The organism is Actinomadura sp. NPDC049753 (genome assembly GCF_040674655.1).
Lineage (GTDB): Bacteria > Actinomycetota > Actinomycetes > Streptosporangiales > Streptosporangiaceae > Spirillospora > Spirillospora verrucosospora.
Map to the genome: position 1 here is coordinate 1 of NZ_JBFARL010000409.1, position 2459 is coordinate 2459.

The 2459-nt window shown below is 77.6% G+C and carries 3 protein-coding genes; 2 read left to right on the forward strand and 1 reads right to left on the reverse strand.

Annotated features, from left to right (window positions below):
* Positions 1 to 151: 151 nt before the first annotated feature.
* A complete protein-coding gene (locus AB0K37_RS41660) occupies positions 152 to 1417 on the forward strand; it encodes a S8 family serine peptidase (RefSeq protein ID WP_363991626.1) in 1266 nt (421 codons plus the stop codon).
* 4 nt (positions 1418 to 1421) lie between these two features.
* Positions 1422 to 1730: an MGMT family protein gene (locus tag AB0K37_RS41665; RefSeq protein WP_345184540.1), complete on the forward strand. Its 309-nt coding sequence runs from the start codon at positions 1422 to 1424 to the stop codon at positions 1728 to 1730.
* Positions 1731 to 1745: 15 nt separating this feature from the next.
* Here the strand turns inward: AB0K37_RS41665 and AB0K37_RS41670 are convergent.
* The coding region (locus tag AB0K37_RS41670; RefSeq protein WP_363991631.1) for a YoaK family protein at positions 1746 to 2459 on the reverse strand (714 nt) is incomplete at its 5' end.

A 2459-nucleotide genomic window follows, 5' to 3' on the forward strand; every position in this document is an offset into this window, starting at 1 on the left:
GGTCCTTCACGATCACCGTGGCCCTCGCGGCCACCGTGGTCCCTCGCGACCACCGCTACTCCTGTCGGCTTTCGGGGATGAGGAACCATAGGATCGTCCTGCGGCCGCTGACCGCGCCCGCGGAGGTCCGCTGCGGCGCCCGGGAGTGGCGGTGCTGAGGCGTGCCGCGGCCGGCGCGGCCGCGCTGGCGCTGGCCGCGGCCCCCGCCGCGCCGCCGGCTCGCGCCGCCGTTCCCCGCAGCGCCGCCCTCGCCTCCGACCCGGTGCGGGACGCGGTCACCCCCGTCCTGGAGTCGCTGCACGTGCCGCGCGCCTGGACGATGTCCAAGGGCGGCGGCGTCACCGTCGCCGTCCTCGACTCGGGTGTGGACGAGGACCAGGCCGACCTCGCGGGCTCCGTCACCACCGGGCCCGACTACACGCGCGGCGCGAACCCGCCCGGCGTCCCGCCGAAGCGGCTGCACGGCACCAACATGGCGTCGATCATCGCCGGGCACGGGCACGGCCCCGGCGGCGCCGAGGGGGTCGTCGGCGTCGCGCCCGAGGCGCGCCTGCTGTCCCTGCGGGTGATCCTGGAACGCGACGAGCCGGGCTTCGCGGAGTTCACCGGCGGCAGGCGCTACACCGGGACGATCGCCCGGGGCATCCGGTACGCCGTCGACCACGGCGCCGACGTGGTCAACCTGTCGCTCGGCCGCTCCTACCCCACGCCGGGCGAGCGCGACGCCGTCGCCTACGCGATCAGCCGGAACGTGGTCGTGGTCGCGGCCGCCGGCAACAGCGGAGCCGAGGACGACCCGCGCGGGGCGGGCGGCCGGCCCGCCCCGGCGCGCGGCGCCCGCCGGCCCGGGAGCGGCGGCTCCACCAGGTACCTGTACCCGGCGTCGTTCCCCGGCGTGATCTCCGTGGCCGCCGTGGACGCGCGGGGCCGGCACGCCGGGTTCTCCAACCGCAACTCCGGCGTCGTCGTGTCCGCGCCCGGCGTGCAGATCGTCGGCGCGGGTCCGGACGGGCGGTACTGGATCGGGGACGGCACGAGCCCGGCGACCGCGTTCGTCTCCGGCGTCGCCGCGCTCATCCGGTCGCGCCACCGCGGCCTCGCCCCCGCACTGGTGACCCAGGCCATCGCGGCGAGCACCGCGAACCGCCCGGCGCGGGGCTACGACCGGGGCGTCGGCTTCGGGCGGGTGGACGCCGCCGCCGCGCTCGCCGCGTCCGACGCCCTGGCGGGGGCCCGGACGGACGGTGCGGGCCTGCCCGCCGGGAAGCGGTTCGCGACCGGTCCGGTCCGTCCCGTCCAGGTCGTGCACCGCTCCGGCGAGCTCGTCCTCACCCACCTGCTGATCTGCGCGCTGTCCCTGCTCGGCCTCGCGGGCGCCGCCGTCCTGCTGCGCGCCGAGCGGGAACCGGGAGAATAAGCGGATGTGGTCCGAACCTGACGAGTACGCCGAGGCGGTGCTGGACGCCGTGGAGCGCATCCCGCCGGGCCGCGTCCTGTCCTACGGAGACGTGGCCGAGCTGGTCGGACGGGGCGGGCCGCGGCAGGTAGGGCGCGTGATGTCGCTGTACGGGGGCGCCGTCCCGTGGTGGCGGGTGATCCGCGCGGACGGGAACCCGCCGAGCGGCCACGAGCTCCGGGCCCACGAGAACTACCGCGCGGAGGGGACTCCGCTGCGCCCCGACGGCCGCCGCGTCGACATGGCCCGCGCCCGCTGGACGGGCCCCGCCTGACCGGGCGGAACCGGCCTAGGAGGTCCGGGCCGGGTGCAGCCGGAACGCACCGGCGATCACCACGGCCAGCACGACGGGACTGACGGCCGCGGCCGCGATGGGGGCGCCGGTCATCAGCGCGCCCGCCACCGCCGCCCCGGCGGCGAGGCCGAGGATCACCGCGGTCCGCGGCCCGGCCGCCGCTCCCTGCCCGACGGCGAGGCCGCCCATCATCGAGGTCAGCGTGCCGGTGACGAACGTGGTGGTGATCCCGTCGGCGGCCATGCTGCGCGCCGCCGCCGTCTGCGCGCCCATCGCCACCGACGACAGGGAGACGAGGGCGAGCAGCCCGCCGCCGTGCGGCTCGGCGCCCGCGGCGGCCCACCCCGCGAGGAACGCGGTCTGCAGCACCAGGACGAACCCGAGGACGGCGGTGACGCGGGGCGGCCACACCCGTCCGGCGGCGGTGCGTCCCGCGATGAGGAACCCGGCGAGCAGGCCGAGCGCGAACGCGACCGTCGCGGCGCCGCAGCGGGCCAGGTCGGCGCCGTTCCCCTCGCCGGCGGCGAGGCCGAACAGCACGATGTTGCCGGTCATGTTGGCGGTGAAGACCTTCTCCATGCCGAGGAAACCGACGATGTCGGTCGTCCCGGCTTGCGGCAGGGCCAGCCGGACGCCTCGTCGTTCCCCCGCGCCGCCTGGCTGGCGTCGGCGCGCCGGGCGGTCACCGCGGCGCCGAACGAGGCCTTC